Raw genomic sequence first — 16,228 nt, forward strand, 5'->3', positions numbered from 1 at the left:
CGCGGTGATCATCGGCTACTTCTTCGAGGAGCGCCCGATGGCGGCGATCGCGGCCGAGCTGGGCGTGACCGAGTCCCGCGTCTCCCAGCTGCGCGCCGAGGCGTTGTCGCTGCTCAAGGACGGCCTCAACACCCACCTCGACCCGGCGCTGGCCCAGCCGGCCAAGGAGGGCTGCGTGGCCCGCCGCCGGTCCGCCTACTACGAGCAGATCGGCAGCCGGGGCACGCTGCGCGACCGCCTGGCCGTCACGTCCCCCGACGGCCTGCCGCTGGTCGTCGCGGCCTGACCCCATGACGATGCCCCGGTCCGAGCGGACCGGGGCATCGGTGGTTCCGTCCTAGGCGTTGGCGCAGGTGCCGGCCTTCTTCTGCGCGGCGATGGCCTTGTCGGCGCCCTTGGCGTAGAGCTCGAGGCCCTCCTTGGCGGGCTCCAGCTTCCACGCGTCGCCCTCGTACACCATCGTGTAGGACTGGGCGTTCACCAGCTGCTTCGCGATGACGACCGCCTTGTCGGTGCCCTCCATGCGCGCGCTGGTCAGCGTGATGGCCAGCCCCTTGCGCGAGCACGTCTCGTTGAGCTTGACGTAGTCGGCCTGGCTGATCGCCTGCTTGCCGGCCGAGGTGTACATGTCCCAGGCGCCGCCGAAGTCGCCGCCGCTGAACCGGTCGAACACGGTCTGCGCGGCGGCCTTGGCGCCCTCGAGGGTCTTCGGCTCCGGGCCGCCGGCCGCCGCGGCGGCGTTGCCGGCCGGCGCCTCGTCGTCGTCGGAGCAGGCTGCGGTGAAGGTGAGGGCGGCGGTGGCGGCGAGCACCAGCGCACCGGCGCGCCGGAAGGAGTGGCTGTGGTTCATGACCCGGTTAAAGCTCCGGGCGCCCGGCACGTAACGGCCACGGCGAGTCCTGACGGATTCCGGACAGCTCGTCACCGCGGCCGGCATGGGCTATTGTTTTCGCTTTGCGGGAAACACAAAAAGCGCCCACGAAGGGGCGCTGACCTGCCGAATGTTACCACAGCGAGGAGTGGCCTTGTCAAGCTCCGCCGACGACATCGCGTCGGAACAGGAACACCTGACGACCCTCTACCGCCGCCTCGACGTGCTGCGTGACGAGGCGGCCGAGCGGTTGCGCCTCATCCTGCTCGAGGGCGGCGGCACCCCGCAGGGCCGTGAGCAGCGGGAGGCCATGCGCGGTCACTGGACCGAGCAGGTCGCCCAGATGAACGCCGTGGAGAACGGCCTGTGCTTCGGCCGGCTCGACTTCGCCGCGGACAATCCGCGCTACATCGGCCGCATCGGACTGTTCGCCGAGGACCGTGACCTCGACCCGCTCCTGATCGACTGGCGCGCCCCGGCGGCCCGCCCCTTCTACCTCGCCACGGCCGTCTCGCCCGACGGCGTGACCCGCCGCCGGCACCTGCGGACCAAGGGCCGCAAGCTGGTCGGCGTCGACGACGAGGTGCTCGACCTGGCCGCCGGCGGGCACAGCGGCCGCGAGGACGTCACCGGCGAGGCCGCCCTGCTGTCGGCGCTCAGCGCCGGGCGCACCGGCCGGATGCGCGACATCGTCGAGACCATCCAGGCCGAGCAGGACGAGGTCATCCGGTCCGGCCTCGAGGGCGTCATGGTGGTGCAGGGTGGCCCGGGCACCGGCAAGACCGCCGTGGCGCTGCACCGGGCGGCGTACCTGCTCTACACCCACCGCGCCCAGCTCACCCGCTCCGGCGTGCTGATCCTGGGTCCGAACGCGACGTTCCTGCGCTACATCTCCCAGGTGCTCCCGACCCTGGCCGAGACCGGTGTGCTCCTGGCCACCCTCGGCGACATGTTCCCGGGCGTGGTCGCCCGGGCCGCCGAGCCCGCCGCGGCCGCCGAGATCAAGGGCCGGCTGTCCATGCTGGACGTGCTCGCCAAGGCGGTCGCCGACCGGCAGTCCGTGCCCGGCGACTTCGTCGAGGTCGACCACGACGGCTACCCGCTGCGCATCGAGCGGGCCGTCTGCGAGGACGCCCGGGCGGCTGCCCGCCGGACGGGCCGCCCGCACAACGTGGCCCGGCAGGTGTTCGTCACCGAGGCGATCCACGCCCTGTCCCTGCAGATCGCCGAGCGCATCGGCACCGACCCGCTCGGCGGCGAGAATCTCCTGGAGGAGGCCGACCTCGCCGAGACGCGCCGGGAGCTGCGCGAGGACCTGGACGTCCAGCAGGCGCTCTTCGACCTCTGGCCGGTCCTCACGCCCCGCCAGGTGCTGCGTGACCTGCTCAGCGACGCCGACCGGCTGCAGTCGGCGGCCGTCGAGCTGACCTCCGAGGAACGCGACCTGCTCCTGCGCAGCCGCGAGTCGCGCTGGACCCCGGCGGACGTCCCGCTGCTCGACGAGCTGGCCGAGCTGCTCGGCGTTGACGACACCCTGCGGGCCCGCCAGGCCGCCCAGGAACGCCGCGAGGCCATCGAGTACGCGGAGGGCGTGCTCGAGATCGTCGAAGGCTCCCGCTCCCTGGACTTCGAGGACGACGCCGAGGACGAGGTCCTGTCCGCCATCGACGTCGTCGACGCGAGCGCCTTCGTGGAACGGCACGAGGTCCTCGACACGCGCACCGCCGCCGAGCGCGCGGCCGCCGACCGTACGTGGGTCTTCGGTCACGTGATCGTCGACGAGGCCCAGGAGCTCTCCCCGATGGCGTGGCGGCTGCTGATGCGCCGCAACCCGAGCCGCTCGATGACCGTCGTCGGCGACGTCGCGCAGACCGGCGACCTGGCCGGCACGACCACGTGGGACCAGGTCTTCGAGCCGTACGTGGCCCAGCGCTGGCGCCTCACCGAGCTGACCGTCAACTACCGCACGCCCGCCGAGGTCATGGCGGTCGCCGCGGACGTCCTGGCTTCGGTCGACCCGTCCCTCACCCCGCCCCGCTCGGTCCGCGAGGCCGGCGTCACCCCGTGGGCCCGCCGCGTGCAGCCGCCCGCCCTCGCCGAGGACCTGATCGCGACCGTACGCAAGGAAGCCGCCGAGGTCGACGACGGCCGGGTGGGCGTCCTGGTCCCCGCCGCCCTCGAGCAGTCCCTCGGCGACGCCCTGATCGAAGCCGTCCCGGGCGCGGCCGTGGGCGAGCAGCCCGACCTGCTCAACCACATCGTCCTGATGACCGTGAAGCAGGCCAAGGGCCTCGAGTTCGACAGCGTCCTGGTGGTCGAGCCCGACGAGATCATCGCGGAGAGCCCGCGCGGCCTGAGCGACCTCTACGTCGCCGTGACCCGCGCCACGCGCCGCCTCGGCGTGCTGCACACGGCCGACCTGCCCAAGGAGCTCAACTCCCTGGCGTGACGACGGAAGCGGGGGCCGGTGCTCATCCGGCCGGCCGCTGCGCCGGCTCGTCCCGAGGCCGCATCCCCGGCGTGCCCTCGGCGGCGGCCCGCTCGCCAGGCCGCGCCGGGCGTGCCCTCGGCGGTGGCCCGCTCGCCAGGCCGCGCCGGCGGAAACGGCACAGCCGTGGGTTGCCCTGTGGACAACCCGCGGCTGCGGAGAAGGGTGGTTCAGGCGGCGCCCATGGCTACGGGGGTGTGGCCGTAGGCGTTGGTGAGGGCGAGGCGGGAGCGGAGGCTGGTGTTGCCGGCGATCTGCTCGAAGTAGGCGCCCCGGCGGCGGGCGACGATGCTGTCCGGGTTGTCCGGGACCGGGGCCAGGTGCGGGTCGAGGTGGGTGTTGAGGCCGTCCTTGAGCAGGGAGAGGGCCTCGGCGCGGAGCTGGGAGACGCGGGACTCGGTGACGCCCAGGTCGGCGGCGATGTCCGCCATGGGGCGCTCCTTGATGAAGTACTCGTTGATGACGTACTGCAGGCGCTCCGGCAGCGAGTCGATCGCGTGGTGCAGGTAGCCGATCTGCTCGCGGCGGATCAGCATGTCCTCGGGGCCGGGGGCGGCCTCGGTGACCAGGTCGTCGGCGCTGCTGGTGGTGAAGCCCTGCAGCGACAGGACGGTGGCGCGCTGCACGTCGTTGTCGGTCTGGTGCAGGTCGGTCGTGGTGGTGCCCAGCGCCTGCGCGAGCTCGTCGGCGGTGGGGGTGCGGCCGAGGGCGACGGTCAGGTTCTGCCGCGTGGCGTCGGTCTGGCGCGCCTTCGTCCGCACCGAGCGCGTCGCCCAGTCCAGCGAGCGCAGCTCGTCGAGGATGGCGCCGCGGATGCGCGTCGTGGCGAAGCGGTGGAACGGGATGCCGCGGGTCGGGTCCCAGCCGCGGGCGGCGGTCACGAGCGCGTGCAGGCCGGCGCTGGTGAGGTCGTCGCGGTGGATGTGGTTCGGGATGCGGCTGAGCATGTCACGCACGAGGTGCCCGACGAGCGGCATGTGCTGACGGATCAGCTCCTCCTGCTCGGCGGCGGACAGCACGGCGATGGCGGTCGTGGTGTCGGCGGCGAGGTCGGCAGCGATCGTCATGGTGCTGGTCATGTGAAGTCCCCCGTGTGCTGGTCGGTGGCCCGGCGGTGGGCCGTACCGGCTTGACACGAGTAATTTCGGTGACCCGGGGTGACGGTTCGAGTCGCTCTCAGTTGCCGCCTGGTTGCTTCGTCACTTCCCCTCAAGTGCCGCCCCGGCCGCCCAGCGAGCGATCGTCCGCGCCAGCGCCGCAAGCGCCGCGGCGCTCGCTCAAACGCCGCAGTGTCCGCACGAGGGCCGCAGCGTCCGCACCAGCGCTGCCCCGTTTGCTCAAGTGCCGCTGCGTCCGCACCAGCGCCGCTCCGTTTGCTCAAGCGGCGCTGCGTTTGCTCAAGCGGCGCTGTGCTCGCTCAGCGGGTGAGCGCCGCCCGGCGTGGTCGCTCAGCTCCAGTCGCGGGCGAGATCCCAGACGAACCGGTCGGGCGCGAACGCCTCCGCATAGCGCACCCGCGCCTGGGCCCCGAAGTGGCGGGCCGTGGCGGTGGGAAGCTCCGGGTCGTCGGTGACGGTCAACTTCGTGCTCAGGTACGGCGTGATGTCCACGAACAGCGACGGCTCGAACCGCAGCGTCGACTCGCCGTTGTAGAACAGCACCCGGCTGCTGTGCCGCGCGGCCGCGACCGTGGACTCGGCGGCCGCCCGGCGGTCCGCGTCCCGGTCCTCGGGCGCGTGCACGTAGACGACGTCCGCGTCGACCCCGGTGAGCACGTTCTCGATGGCGGCCGTGACGGGCGGCGCCTCCGTGCGCTGCCGCCGGTCGGGGCCGTTGCGCGGGTTCGACCGCCGGTCGCGGTGCCGGCGCTCGGCGGCGTCGGGACCCCAGACGAGCAGGCAGTCGAGCGCCTTCGCGGCCTCCTCGGCCCGGCGCGTCGACGCGGCGTCGGGCCCGTCGCACGACAGCACCAGCATGGTCACGGAGTCCCCGGCGGCCCGGTGCGCGGCGAGGGTGCCGCCGATGGCCAGTTCGAGGTCGCCGGGGTGTGCCCCCACGGCCAGCACACTGCGGCTCACGACTGACTCCCGTCCGTACCGTTGGTCTCCCTGGCCCCGGCGACCCCTTCGGCAACCGCCGGTCGTCCCGCCCTGTCGCCCGCGGCGAAGGCGGTGGCCGCCGCCGGGCGACGGGTCAGGAAGGCGACTCCCACCACGATCAGGCTCAGCAGCAGGGCGCCCAGCTGGCCGCCACCCAGCGCGGTGAGCGCGGCGACGGCTCCGGCGGCGGCGACCGCGCCCATCGAGATGAGCACGGCGCGGCCGGTCCGCGACGTGGGGACGCGCAGCATGGGGCTACCTCCGCGGCGTAGAGGGGCGTCGCTCCGGGGGTTCGGCGACGCTGAGTGTCCATCGGTCGCGGGGGCCACCGCTTGAGAACTCGGGAATGTGCTTTTCCCGCCGCGCGGATGTTGCGGGACTGCGGCACGGTGGAGCGCATGGACCTCTCCGACACCGGGACGACCGTCGACCTCATCGCCGGGCTCGCGTTGCTGGCCGGGGTGATCGGCGTCCTCGTGCCGGTCCTGCCCGGGCTGCTCCTCTGCTGGGCGGCGGTCCTCTTCTGGGCGCTGCTCGGCGACGCGGACGGCGGCCGCTGGGCGGTCCTCGTCCTCGCCACGGCGATCGCCGCCGGCGGCACGGTCGTCAAGTACCTGTGGCCCGGCCGGCGGCTGAAGGAGACCGGCGTCCCGACGTCGTCCCTGGTCGCGGGCGGCCTGCTCGGGCTGGCCGGCTTCTTCGTGGTGCCGGTGGTGGGGCTGGTGCTCGGCTTCGTGCTCGGCATCTACCTGGCCGAGGCCCGGCGCCTGGGTGGCAACCGGGCCTGGCCCTCCACCCGGGGCGCCCTGGCCGCGGTCGGCCTCTCGCTGCTCGTCGAGCTCGCCGCGGCCCTGGGCATCGGCGTCCTCTGGCTCTTCGGCCTGCTCTGGACCTGACCGCGCCGGCCCGGAACGACGCGCGCGCCGCCGGGCCGGAACCAGACGGAACGACGCTCGCGCCGCCGGGCCGGAGCCAGACGGAAGACGCTCGGACCGCCGGGTCAGAGCGGGACGGAGTGATGCTCGGACCGCTGGGTCAGGGGCGGGACGGAACGACGCTCGGACCGCCGGGCCGGAGCCCGAGGGCCGGGGAAGCGCGCGGGTCAGGAAGCGACGGCCCGGACCACGGGACGAGCGGCTCCGGTCAGCAGGTCAAGCGGCTCCGGTCAGCGGGTCAGTAGAAGGCCTGCGGGCGGCGGCGGACCCGGCGGCGGCGCTGGGTGAGCAGCAGGAGCAGCGGGGTGGCCGCGAGGACGACGGCGATCGTCGCGGCGAGCGCCAGGGTGACCTTCGTGTCCGAGGAGGCGGGGCGGGCGGCGGCCGGGGCGGGCCGGTCCGTGGCGGCCGGGGCGGGGGAGGCCTTCGTGCCGGCGGCCGTACCCTCGGCGTCCTGGCCGTCCGGGGCGACCAGCTTGCCGACCGACGCGTCCTTGGGCAGCGAGAAGCCCCAGTCGAGCAGCCGCGCGCCCTGCTCGTAGCCGCGCAGCGGGTTGGACTCGGCGCCCAGCAGCGTCGCGACCAGGCGCCGGCCGCCGCGTTCGGCCGCGCCGACATAGGAATGGCGGGCGAGCTGGGTGAAGCCGGTCTTGCCGCCGAGCGCCCCCGGATAGTCGAAGATCAGGCGATTCTCGTTCTGGATCTGGAAACCGCCCTGCTTGAGCTGTTTCTGCGCGGGGATCTGCGTGGCCTTCGTCCGCGCGTACTTGCCGAAGTCGGGGTACGAGAACACCTGCCGCGCGATCAGCGCGAGGTCGTAGGCGCTGGTGAACTGTCCGGGCCCGTCCAGGCCGGAGGGGGTCACCGCATGCGTCTGGTACGCACCCAGCCGTTTCGCCTCCGCATTCATGGCCGCCACTGTGGCTTTGACGCCGCCGGCGCCGCCGCCGAGCCGGGCGAGCGCGTTCGCGGCCTCGTTGCCGGACTGCAGGATCAGCCCGAGCCAGAGCGTGGCAATCGTGTACCGGCCGCCCTTCAGCAGCCCGACGGCGGAGCTTCCGGGCTCGATGTCGAGGTCGCCCTCGGTGACCGTGATGGTCTTCTTCGGGTCGAGTTTCGGCATGACCGTGGCGGCGAGCAGCAGCTTCTGCACGCTCGCCGGCGTCTGGTAGACGTGCGGCCCGCACCCGCCGAGCACCTCGCCGGTGTCCAGGTCGGCGACCAGCCACGTGGTGGCGGTCAGCGCCGGCGGCTTCTTCGCGCCGGCCGGCACGACGAGCCCGTCGGTCGCCAGCGCGTCCCCGCCGACGGCCCGCAGCACCGGGTCGTCCGCCGGCGGCTTCGGCCGTGCGGGGCGCCCGGCCGGCGGCTTGACGTCCGGCTTCGGGCACGGCACGTCCGCCCTGGCCGCAGCGGCCTGAGCCGCGGACAGAGCTCCGACAGGCGCGGCCACGGACAGGGCCCCGGCGGGCGCGGCCACGGACAGGGCCCCGGCGGACGCGGCCGTGGACAGAGCCTGGGCGGGCGCGGCCGCGGACAAGGCCTGGGCGGGCGCGGCCACGGACAGAGCGCCGGCCGGCCCGGAGGCTGCGGCCGGCGCGGGAACGCCGGTGGGCGGGGCGGCCTGAGCTGCGGGCACGGCTCCGCCCAGGGGCGAGATCGCGGTGCTCGTCCCGAGGGCGAGCGCGGAGAGGGCGGCCACGACGCGGCGCCGGGTCGCGGGAAGGGTTCTGCCAAACGTCACTGCCGGACGGCTCCTGCGGTCGGGCGGCGCTCTGGCGGGAACGCCATGGGGATCATCTCGGCGCCGCCGGTGCGCGCGGCCGGCCTGGGGGTGCCGGTCGGCGGGAAGGCGGCGTCCATGGCCCGACCCTAACGGCATCTTCGCGTCGCTGCCCACCTGCTGTGAGCATGATGGCCCGCCCGTAACCATCGGCGGCCCGCGGCTGATGGTCCCTCTCCCGGCCCGGTACGGACGGCCGCCGGCGACGACTCGCCGGAGCGTGCGGCCCGTCCCGCCCGCGCCGGCGCCGCGCCGATTCGGCGCAAAAGGCGGCGGCAATTTCCGGGGCGCCGGGCCACAGCAATTGACCTGGGTCGGCATGATTCTGTGAAATTGGCCGGAACTGTTGCGCCGCCGGCCGTTCACGCGCCAGACTGAGCGCATTCTTCGGATTGAGGGTTATTCGGGGCGACCTCGACCGGTGGGACGCCGGGGCTCACCGCCGCGGTCCGGCCCGCGCTGAATAGCCTCATTGCACTCAGGAGTCGTTATGGCGCGGCAGGTAATCACCACCCTCATCGACGACCTCGATGGAAAGCCGGCCGATCGGACGGTCGAGTTCAGCCTCGACGGCACGGCTTACACCATCGACCTTTCCGAGGCGAATGCCGGAAAGCTGCGCAAGGCGCTGGACCCGTTCATCAGCGCGGGCACCCGGGTCGGCCGGGCCGGCTCGGCACGGCTGTCGCGGCCCGCCCCGGTGCGCACCGCGGGCAGTCGCGACGAGAACAGGCTGATCCGCGAGTGGGCCGTCCAGCACGGGCACCAGATTTCCGAGCGGGGCCGCATCCCGCAGAGCGTGAGCAGCGCCTACCGCGCGGCCCACAGCCGCTGACCTGGGCAGCCGCTCGTCAGGGCGGCTCCCCCGGAAGACATTCTGCCGACGGCCCGGGACCGCCCGGCCCGCCGGCGAAGGAAGCCGCCGCCGGCGAAAGACGCCACCCCCGGCGAAGGGCACCGCCACCGCGGCCACGAAGCCGCGGCAGCCGCCGTCGCGGGCCACAAAAGCCGCGACCACTGCCATCGCCGGCCACAAGAATCACGACCGCGGCGACCGGCGGCGACAAAAGCCACGGCGGCCGGGGAAGGGCGCCGGTCCGAGAGGCGTGGACCGGAGACGCCGGGCCGGCACTCGCGGCCGGAGACGGAAACCCCGGGGGAGAGGCCGCCCCGGGCCGGAAGGGCGATAGCCCCCGCAAACGCTGCGCATCGGACCGAGCGCTATCGGTAAGCGCCGCGCCGTTCCGCGTGATCTTTAGCGCCCGCCCGGAAACGGCGCCCGGAAACGGCGCGGGGCCGGAACGAGCATCCTGGAATGCGCCCGCCCGGTGCCATTGCACGAAGTACTGAACGAAAAGGCTAGGACTCGCGCAGCGCGGGGAGCATCCCCGCGACCGTTTCCAGCACCTCTTCCGAGCCGGCGTACCAGCTCGACGCCCGCGGCCAGTGCGTGACCACGTCGGTGAAGCCGAGCTCCGCCGCCCGGCCGACCGCGTCCTCGAACGCCCCCGCGCTGCTGAGCGAGTAGACGGGCGAGGAGTCCAGGCTCAGGTACCGGTCGGCGCCGGCCCGGCCCGCGTCGGCGAGGGCCGCGTCGAAGCGGGCGGCCGAGTCGGCGACGGACTTCCACCAGGCGGCCTCGTCGTCGGCGTACATCGCGCCCGTGGTGGCCCAGCCGTCGCCGTGCCGGGCGGCCAGCCGCAGCCCGCGCGGCCCGTTGGCGGCCACGATCAGCGGCGGCCGCGGCTGCTGCACCGGTCCGGGCAGCGTGCGCGCGTCCACGGCGGCGTAGTACGCCCCCCGGTGCGACACGTGATCCGACGTGAGCAGCCGGGAGAACAGCCCCAGGAACTCCTCGAACCGGTCGACCCGTTCGCGGGGCGTGAGCTCCGGCGTCCCGAGCACCCCGGCGTCGAAGCCCGTGGCGCCCGCGCCGACGCCGAGCAGCAGCCGGCCGGCGGAGATGTCGTCCAGGGCGAGGGTCTCGCGGGCGAAGTGCACGGGGTGCCGGAAGTTCGGTGACGCCACCCACGTGCCCAGGCGGATCCGGCTGGTCCGGGTGGCGGCCGCGGTCAGGGTCGGCACGGCGTCGAACCACGGGCCGTCGACGAGGTCGCGCCAGCCCAGGTGGTCGTACGTCCAGGCGTGGTCGAAGCCGTACCGCTCCGCCCGCTCCCAGCGCTCGCCCGCCACGGCCCACCGCTGGTCAGGAAGGATCACGATGCCGATGCGCACCGGCCGACCGTACCCGAGCAGTTGATCACGACATGCGGCGGCCAGGGCCGCGGCCGGAAAGCGGGGTCAGGCCGTCCGCAGGCCGGTGCCGGAGGCGGCGGTCGCGGCGGCGTCGAAGGCGGAGAGCGCCCGCACCAGGTCGGCCCGCCGCGCCGGCGGCATGCGCTCGAGGATCTCGGCGAGCGCGGCCCGGCGCCGTTCGCGCAGCTCCTCCAGCAGCTTGCGGGCGGCGGGCGTGGGCAACAGGCGCACCTCGCGGCGGTCGCGCGGGTCGGGGACGCGGCGCAGCAGGCCGGTCGCCTCGAGCCGGTCGCACAGGCGGCTCGCCGACGAGGGGACGACGTCCAGCGCCTCGGCGAGCCGGCTCATGTTGGTGTCGTCGTTGCGCGAGATGATGGTGAGAACGCGCAGTTGCGCCGGGGGCACGGCCGGTGACTGCGCGAGCCGGGCGCTTTCGAAGACGCCCAGCAGCGATTCCACCGCCGGCTCGACGGCCGCGGCGACGTCGGTGACGCGCTCCATGCCAAGTCCTCGGGACGCAGGGACTGAAGAGGGGCTACTGCCGGTGCAGCCGGTACCCGTTCGCCGCCGGTTTGAAGCGTCATCGCCTCCAGTCGAGGCAGACGGTGACCGCGTCGTCGTCGGGTTCCCGGCCCGCGTGATATTCGCGAAGGTCGCGCATCACCGTACCCACTGCCTCGGTGGCGGGCTGCAGCCGCGTCCGGCGCAAGGCGTTCAGCAGGGCTGTTTCCCCGTACGGCGGACGTCCGCCCGGCGTCGCCTCGTGCACTCCGTCACTGACGATCAACAATCGGTCACCGGGCTCGAGGGTGAAGCGCTGCGTCTCGTACCGGGTCTCGCTGAACATGCCGAGGGGCAACTGCTGCTCCAGGCGTACGGGCACGATGTCGCGGTCCCGGGCGACGAGCGCGCGCGGGGATCCGGCGTCGACGGCCTCCACCTGTCCGCTGACGAGGTCCACCTCAAGCAGCAGCGTGGCGGCGTGGGCGGCCCCGCCGTACCGGGCGTAGACCGCGTCGGACGCCAGCTCGGCCTGCTCGACGATGTTCGCGCCGGAGCGCCGGGCGTTGCGCATGGCGTTGACGGCGACGGTCGTCAGCACGGCCGCGTCCAGTCCGTCGCCGTCGCCGTTCAGGACGGTCACGGTGAGCCGGTCGCCGGTGAGGGCCCAGTCGAAATGGTCGCCCAGGACCGCGTACGCGGGCTCGAGCTGCCCCGCGACCAGGAAACGCCCGTCCCCCAGCGACCGGCCGGGCAGCAGCTCCCACTGCAGCTCGGCGGCCATGGTCAGGCGTTGCAGGCGACTGACCCGGCGGTACCGGTCGGTGACGATGTCGGCGGCCCGCAGCGCCAGCGCCAGCTCGTCGGCGACCGGGAGCAACGGCTCGATGTCGTCCGGCGCGGGGGTCTCGACCTCGAGGACGCCCAGGCGCTCGCCCCACACGGTGAGGGGCAGGTAGGCGCTTCTCCCGTCGAGGACCGGCTGCTGGCTGCCGAAGCACCGCTGCGCGAGGGAGTTGCCGACCGGCCCGTCCGCGTCGATCACCGGCTGCAGCCCGGTCAGGGTGAGGTCGCCCAGCAGCACCTCGACCCGGCCGGCGGCATGGTGCCGGCGGAGGTGCTCGGCCGCCGCCTCGGGCAGCCGGTCGGGCGGCGCCGTGCGCAGCAGCGCTCCCACGGACGTCGGACGGTCGGACACGCGGCCCTCGCTCTCCAGATCTTCTGTGAACCACGGCAATATTTGTCGTAGAGCAAAGATGATAGAAGGAGCGCCACGGGACATGGCGCAGGGCCGGGAGCTGTCAGCGCGCTCCGGCGAACGCCTTCTCGAAGTGGATCAAACTGCCCCGGCGCGGGGTCGACTGCATCCGGACGTTCTCGCTGAGCGCCCTGATGAGGAACAGGCCGCGCCCGTTGGCGGCGCCGCTCGCGGGGTCCGGGACGGCGTCGGCGTCGAAGCCCGAGCCGTTGTCGCTGACGTCGATCGAGCACCGGTCCGGGGCCACGTCCAGCCGCACCTCGATGCTGTTGGCGCCGTCCGCGTGGCGCACCACGTTGGCGCACGCCTCGGTGAGCGCGATCTCGAGGTCCTCGCCGGCCTCCCGGTCGACCTCGAACACCGCCAGCGCGCACCGCAGCATCTTGCGTACGGCCGGCACGCTGTCCGCCTCCCGGGGCAGGTTCAGGTTCAGTGAGAAGCGCATCGCCCCGCCCCTTCCGATCTGGTCCGCCGACAGGCCATGGTGTTCCCGCCGGACCCCCTGCCTAATCCCCGCTGTGACGGGCGTCCACCGGACGAAATCTCTGCCGGAAGTTCCTGTTATCCCTGTCCGTCCGCCCCCGTCTCCCTTTCCGCGGTCGGCAAAACCCCGATCGCGAGGCAAGATCGGAGCCCGACGGAGAGGTCTGCACACTGATGGCGTATCAACCGGACACCGCGACGGTGCTCGCCGCCCGGGCCGGCGACGCGGCCGCGATCGACCGCCTGGTCGCCGGCTACCTGCCGCTGGTCTACACGATCGTCGGCCGGGCGCTGGACGGGCACGCGGACGTCGACGACGTCGTGCAGGACACCATGCTCCGGGTCCTGCGCAACCTCGGCGACCTGCGCGATCCCGAGGCGTTCCGGTCGTGGCTCGTCGCGATCACCGTCCGGCAGGTGCGCGAGCGCTACCGGGTGCGCCGGGCGGCCCCGGACGCGCTGCTCCCCGACGACCTGCGCGACCCCGGCGCCGACTTCACCGACCTGGCCATCACCCGGCTCGAGCTCGCCGGCCAGCGCCGGGAGACCGCCGAGGCGACCCGCTGGCTCGACGAGGACAACCGCGAGCTGCTGTCGCTGTGGTGGCTGGAGGCCTCCGGCGAGCTGACCCGCGACGAGATCGTCGACGCGATCGAGGTGACCCGCCAGCACGCCGCCGTGCGGATCCAGCGGATGAAGGGGCAGCTGGAGACCGCGCGGGCCGTCGTCCGGGCGCTCGAGGCGAGCCCGCGCTGTCCCGAGCTGGCCGCGCTCACGGTCGACTGGGACGGCCGGCCCGGCCCCCTGTGGCGCAAGCGCATCGCCCGGCACACCCGCGACTGCCGGCAGTGCTCGCAGGCGTGGTCCGGGCTCGTGGCCGCGGAGAAGCTGCTCGTCGGCATGGCGCTCGTCCCGCTGCCGCACACCCTCTCGCACGGCCTGCCCGCGCTGACCGTCTCCACCGGGGCCCATGCGGCGGGTGCCCACACGGCCGCCCACGCGGCGGGCGGATCCGGCAAGGTGCTCGCGGCCAAGATCGCCGTCAAGGGCACCGTCGGGATCGGCCGGCGGGTGCTGACGGCTGTCCTGGCGACGGGCGCCGTCGCGGGCGGCGGGGCGGCCGTGGTCGCGTACCACCAAGGCGGTGACAAACCGGTCACCACGGCCGCCGTCGTCGCCGCGCCGCCGCGGACAACGCCCCCGGTGGTCACCAAGTCGGCCGCGCCGTCGCCGTCGCCGTCGGCCACCCCCTCGAAGGCGAAGAAGTCCCCGAAGCCCCCCAAGACCTCGAAGGCCGCCGTCGCCGCTCCCGTGACGACGATCTCGGGGAAGAAGGGCGTCGGCACGTGGGAGTTCAGCGGCGTGCAGGGCGCGCTCGAGGACGTCGGCGCGAAGTGGTACTACAACTGGTCGCCGAACAACGACAGCATGCCGGGGCCGGCCGGCGTGGAGTTCGTACCGATGATCTGGGGCAAGGCGAACGTCACCAGCGCGACCCTCGCCGAGGTCAAGCGCGAGGGCGACGGGACGCTGCTCGGCTTCAACGAGCCGGACATGGGCGGGCAGGCCAACATGAGCGTCGAGGACGCGCTCGCCGCCTGGCCGAAGCTGGAGGCGACCGGGATGCGCCTGGGCGCGCCGGCCGTGGCCTACGGCGGCGACACCGAGGACGGGTGGCTCGACCGCTTCATGGACGGCGCGAAGGCCAAGGGGCTCAAGGTCGACTTCATCCCGATCCACTGGTACGGGTCCGACTTCAGCGACGCGGCGGTCGGCCAGTTCCTCGGGTACGTGGACGCCGTGCACAAGAAGTACGGGCTGCCGATCTGGGTCACCGAGTTCGGGCTGATGAACTTCTCGGGCAGCCCGAAGTATCCGACCGCCGCCCAGGAGGTCGCCTTCATCGAGGGCACCACCAAGGGGCTGGAGTCGCGGTCGTACGTCGAGCGCTACGCCTGGTTCGGCCTGCCCGCCGTCGGCGACAGCGTCGACTTCGGGCTCTACCGGGACTCGTCCACTCCGACCGAGGCGGGCAAGGCGTACCGGGCAGCGGGATAGGGTCGATTCATGACTCGGTTCGGCTACAAGGCATCCGCGGAGCAGTTCGCGCCGCGCGAGCTGCTCCGCTACGGCATCGAGGCGGAGCAGCAGGGATTCGACTCCGTCTTCGTGAGCGACCACCTGCAGCCCTGGCGGCACGACGGCGGCCACGCGCCCGCCGCGCTGCCCTGGCTCGGCGCGCTCGCCACCAGCACCGAGCGCGTGCTGATCGGCACCAGCGTGCTCACCCCGACGTTCCGCTACCACCCGGCCGTCGTCGCGCAGGCCTTCGCGACGCTCGGCTGCCTCGCCCCGGGCCGCGTCATCCTCGGCGTCGGCTCCGGCGAGTCGCTCAACGAGGTGCCGCTCGGCCTGACCTGGCCCGAGGGCAAGGAGCGCTTCGCCCGGCTCAAGGAGGCCGTCCAGCTGATCCAGCGGCTGTGGTCCGAGGACAGGGTGACGTTCGAGGGGCAGTTCTACCGCACCGAGACGGCCACGATCTACGACAAGCCGGACACCCCGGTGCCGATCTACATCGGCGCCTCGGGGCCGGCCGCCACGCGCCTGGCCGGCCGCATCGCCGACGGTTTCATCACGACCAGCGGCAAGGGCCACGGGCTCTACACCGACACACTGCTCCCGGCCGTGCGCGAGGGCGCCGAGAAGGGCGGCAAGTCGCTCGACGACCTCGACCTCATGATCGAGGTCAAGGTCTCCTTCGACCCCGACCTGGAGAAGGCGCGCAACGACACGCACTACTGGGGCGCGCTCGCCCTCTCCCCGGAGGAGAAGACCGGCGTCGAGGACCCGATCGAGATGCAGCGCCGCGCGGACGCGCTGCCGGTCGACCGGACGGTGTCGCGCTGGATCGTCTCCTCCGACCCGGACGAGCACGCCGCCAAGGTGGCGGAATACCTCGACATGGGCTTCAAGCACCTGGTGTTCCACGCGCCGGGCCCGGACCAGGAGCGCTTCCTGCAGGTGTACGGCCAGGACATCCTGCCCCGGCTCCGCGACCGGGCCGGCAAGTCCGCCTGAGCCGCGAATACCGCCGGGCCGGGCCGCGCCGCCGTGCCGCCGGGCCGCGCCGCCGCCCGGGGGCGCGTTGCAGCCTCGGGCCGCGTTGCAGCCTGGGCCGCGCAGCATCCTGGGGGCCGCGGCGCGGCCCGGAGCCGCGTGGCGGCGCGGCCCCGGGTCGGCCTCAGCGGTAGTTCTCGCCCGGGACGGCCTGGTAATAGGGTCCCGGGTCGTCCCAGCGGTCGCGCCCGCTCTCCGCGCTGCCGCCGCCCGTGCCCCAGCCGGTGCGGGCGTCGCCCTCGCCGCGGACCACGCGCAGGTCCGTGCGGCGGCGGGGCCGGGGCGGCGGGGGGACCGAGTGGCGGCCGTGGCGGCTCTCGGGCTCCGTGCGGGGGCGGATGATCTGGCTCTCCGGCAACTCGGCGGGCCGGTAGACCGGGCGGCGCGGCTCGCGGCTCCACCGGCGGGCGTACTCGGTGGCGATCGTGCCCCCGGCG

At 73.7% G+C, this 16,228-nt stretch carries 15 protein-coding genes and 1 pseudogene; 6 read left to right on the plus strand and 10 right to left on the minus strand.

Going from position 1 to position 16,228, the window contains the following annotated elements; all coding sequences use genetic code 11:
* On the plus strand, positions 1-286 hold a 286-nt coding region (locus tag RBH18_RS37725), incomplete at its 5' end, for a sigma factor-like helix-turn-helix DNA-binding protein (RefSeq protein WP_306215298.1).
* A gap of 51 nt (positions 287-337) precedes the next feature.
* Here RBH18_RS37725 and RBH18_RS37730 read toward each other — a convergent pair.
* A complete protein-coding gene (locus tag RBH18_RS37730) occupies positions 338-850 on the minus strand; it encodes a hypothetical protein (RefSeq protein ID WP_306215299.1) in 513 nt (170 codons plus the stop codon).
* 151 nt (positions 851-1,001) lie between these two features.
* Here RBH18_RS37730 and RBH18_RS37735 point away from each other — a divergent pair, with 151 nt between their 5' ends.
* A complete protein-coding gene (locus tag RBH18_RS37735) occupies positions 1,002-3,320 on the plus strand; it encodes a HelD family protein (protein ID WP_306215300.1) in 2,319 nt (772 codons plus the stop codon).
* Positions 3,321-3,529: 209 nt separating this feature from the next.
* On the opposite strand, the gene RBH18_RS37740 is transcribed toward RBH18_RS37735, so the two are convergent.
* The 3 genes from RBH18_RS37740 to RBH18_RS37750 form a co-directional block, all read right to left on the minus strand.
* Positions 3,530-4,438, minus strand: a complete 909-nt coding sequence (locus RBH18_RS37740; protein WP_306215301.1) for a sigma-70 family RNA polymerase sigma factor — start codon at positions 4,436-4,438, stop codon at positions 3,530-3,532.
* A 369-nt stretch (positions 4,439-4,807) separates the two neighbouring features.
* Positions 4,808-5,437 carry a PIG-L deacetylase family protein gene (locus RBH18_RS37745; RefSeq protein ID WP_306215303.1) on the minus strand — a complete coding sequence of 210 codons (630 nt, stop codon included), beginning with the start codon at positions 5,435-5,437 and terminating at the stop codon, positions 4,808-4,810.
* Entirely contained in the window at positions 5,434-5,709 is a 276-nt protein-coding gene (locus tag RBH18_RS37750; protein ID WP_306215304.1) for a hypothetical protein, read from the minus strand. Before RBH18_RS37750 ends, RBH18_RS37745 begins: the two co-directional genes overlap by 4 nt.
* A 147-nt stretch (positions 5,710-5,856) precedes the next feature.
* Here RBH18_RS37750 and RBH18_RS37755 point away from each other — a divergent pair, with 147 nt between their 5' ends.
* Complete coding sequence (locus RBH18_RS37755) at positions 5,857-6,354, plus strand: DUF456 domain-containing protein (protein WP_306215305.1); 498 nt, start codon at positions 5,857-5,859, stop codon at positions 6,352-6,354.
* 277 nt (positions 6,355-6,631) lie between these two features.
* Here the strand turns inward: RBH18_RS37755 and RBH18_RS37760 are convergent, their stop codons facing one another.
* Positions 6,632-7,873, minus strand: a complete 1,242-nt coding sequence (locus RBH18_RS37760) for a D-alanyl-D-alanine carboxypeptidase family protein (RefSeq protein WP_372339049.1) — start codon at positions 7,871-7,873, stop codon at positions 6,632-6,634.
* Between the two features lie 793 nt (positions 7,874-8,666).
* Here RBH18_RS37760 and RBH18_RS37765 point away from each other — a divergent pair.
* Positions 8,667-9,011 carry a histone-like nucleoid-structuring protein Lsr2 gene (locus RBH18_RS37765; RefSeq protein ID WP_306215306.1) on the plus strand — a complete coding sequence of 115 codons (345 nt, stop codon included), beginning with the start codon at positions 8,667-8,669 and terminating at the stop codon, positions 9,009-9,011.
* Between the two features lie 524 nt (positions 9,012-9,535).
* Here RBH18_RS37765 and RBH18_RS37770 read toward each other — a convergent pair.
* The 4 genes from RBH18_RS37770 to RBH18_RS37785 form a co-directional block, all read right to left on the minus strand.
* A complete protein-coding gene (locus RBH18_RS37770; protein ID WP_306215307.1) occupies positions 9,536-10,411 on the minus strand; it encodes an LLM class flavin-dependent oxidoreductase in 876 nt (291 codons plus the stop codon).
* 66 nt (positions 10,412-10,477) lie between these two features.
* Entirely contained in the window at positions 10,478-10,933 is a 456-nt protein-coding gene (locus tag RBH18_RS37775; RefSeq protein ID WP_306215308.1) for a MarR family winged helix-turn-helix transcriptional regulator, read from the minus strand.
* Positions 10,934-11,012: 79 nt separating this feature from the next.
* Positions 11,013-12,131 carry a PP2C family protein-serine/threonine phosphatase gene (locus tag RBH18_RS37780; RefSeq protein WP_306215309.1) on the minus strand — a complete coding sequence of 373 codons (1,119 nt, stop codon included), beginning with the start codon at positions 12,129-12,131 and terminating at the stop codon, positions 11,013-11,015.
* Positions 12,132-12,234: 103 nt separating this feature from the next.
* Positions 12,235-12,636 carry an ATP-binding protein gene (locus tag RBH18_RS37785; protein WP_306215310.1) on the minus strand — a complete coding sequence of 134 codons (402 nt, stop codon included), beginning with the start codon at positions 12,634-12,636 and terminating at the stop codon, positions 12,235-12,237.
* A 212-nt stretch (positions 12,637-12,848) separates the two neighbouring features.
* Between RBH18_RS37785 and RBH18_RS37790 the strand changes: the two genes are divergently transcribed.
* Together RBH18_RS37790 and fgd are read left to right on the plus strand one after the other, a co-directional pair.
* A complete protein-coding gene (locus tag RBH18_RS37790) occupies positions 12,849-14,732 on the plus strand; it encodes a sigma-70 family RNA polymerase sigma factor (RefSeq protein ID WP_306215311.1) in 1,884 nt (627 codons plus the stop codon).
* A 9-nt stretch (positions 14,733-14,741) separates the two neighbouring features.
* The gene (gene fgd / locus RBH18_RS37795) at positions 14,742-15,752 is read left to right on the plus strand and encodes a glucose-6-phosphate dehydrogenase (coenzyme-F420) (protein WP_306215312.1); all 1,011 of its coding nucleotides are present in this window, start codon (positions 14,742-14,744) and stop codon (positions 15,750-15,752) included.
* Positions 15,753-15,915: 163 nt separating this feature from the next.
* Here the strand turns inward: fgd and RBH18_RS37800 are convergent.
* Positions 15,916-16,228 (minus strand): annotated as a pseudogene (locus tag RBH18_RS37800) (hypothetical protein); the annotation flags it as partial.

The organism is Actinoplanes oryzae (assembly GCF_030757795.1).
In the GTDB taxonomy this organism is placed as follows: Bacteria; Actinomycetota; Actinomycetes; order Mycobacteriales; family Micromonosporaceae; genus Actinoplanes.

Bases quoted from the DNA above. Each gene is read 5' to 3' on its own strand.
- RBH18_RS37775 (WP_306215308.1), bottom strand. From the start codon at position 10,933: ATGGAGCGCGTCACCGACGTCGCCGCGGCCGTCGAGCCGGCGGTGGAA.
- RBH18_RS37735 (WP_306215300.1), top strand. From the start codon at position 1,002: ATGTTACCACAGCGAGGAGTGGCCTTGTCAAGCTCCGCCGACGACATC.
- RBH18_RS37790 (WP_306215311.1), top strand. From the start codon at position 12,849: ATGGCGTATCAACCGGACACCGCGACGGTGCTCGCCGCCCGGGCCGGC.
- RBH18_RS37765 (WP_306215306.1), top strand. From the start codon at position 8,667: ATGGCGCGGCAGGTAATCACCACCCTCATCGACGACCTCGATGGAAAG.
- fgd (WP_306215312.1), top strand. From the start codon at position 14,742: ATGACTCGGTTCGGCTACAAGGCATCCGCGGAGCAGTTCGCGCCGCGC.
- RBH18_RS37755 (WP_306215305.1), top strand. From the start codon at position 5,857: ATGGACCTCTCCGACACCGGGACGACCGTCGACCTCATCGCCGGGCTC.
- RBH18_RS37730 (WP_306215299.1), bottom strand. From the start codon at position 850: ATGAACCACAGCCACTCCTTCCGGCGCGCCGGTGCGCTGGTGCTCGCC.
- RBH18_RS37785 (WP_306215310.1), bottom strand. From the start codon at position 12,636: ATGCGCTTCTCACTGAACCTGAACCTGCCCCGGGAGGCGGACAGCGTG.
- RBH18_RS37740 (WP_306215301.1), bottom strand. From the start codon at position 4,438: ATGACCAGCACCATGACGATCGCTGCCGACCTCGCCGCCGACACCACG.
- RBH18_RS37750 (WP_306215304.1), bottom strand. From the start codon at position 5,709: ATGCTGCGCGTCCCCACGTCGCGGACCGGCCGCGCCGTGCTCATCTCG.